1 protein-coding gene and 1 pseudogene are annotated in these 406 nt (G+C 63.3%); both read left to right on the top strand.

Annotated elements, in window-relative coordinates; all coding sequences use genetic code 11:
* Nucleotides 1-199 (top strand): annotated as a pseudogene (locus tag EN984_RS37455) (nitrate ABC transporter, permease protein); the annotation flags it as partial.
* 11 nt (nucleotides 200-210) lie between these two features.
* A partial coding sequence (locus tag EN984_RS37450) for an ATP-binding cassette domain-containing protein (protein ID WP_127384492.1) occupies nucleotides 211-406 on the top strand: 196 nt, incomplete at its 3' end.

Below are 406 nucleotides of genomic sequence, written 5' to 3'. Positions count from 1 at the left end.
GTCCTGGCTTGCCATCGTCGCCGCCGAAATGCTGACCGGCGGCGTCGGCATCGGCTTCTTCATCTGGGACGCGTGGAACTCGTCGCGGCTGCCCGACATCATCGTCGCGCTCGCCTATATCGGCGTCACCGGCTTCTGCCTCGACCGTCTGGTCGCGGCGGTCGGCGCCTTCGTCACCCGCGGCACAACGGCAAAGTGAGGAGAGGGGCGATGACGGCCTATCTGAAACTCGACCATATCGACAAATCCTTCACGCGTGGTGCCCAGGTCAGCGAGGTATTGAAGGACATCAGGCTGACCATCGACAAGGGCGAATTCGTCTCCATCATCGGCCATTCCGGCTGTGGCAAGTCGACCTTGCTCAATCTGATCGCCGGGCTGACCAAGGTGTCCGCCGGCGCCGTGC

It is taken from the genome of Mesorhizobium sp. M7A.F.Ca.CA.004.12.1.1 (assembly GCF_003997835.1).
Classification (GTDB): domain Bacteria; phylum Pseudomonadota; class Alphaproteobacteria; order Rhizobiales; family Rhizobiaceae; genus Mesorhizobium.
This window is presented reverse-complemented; position numbering and strand designations above follow the sequence as displayed.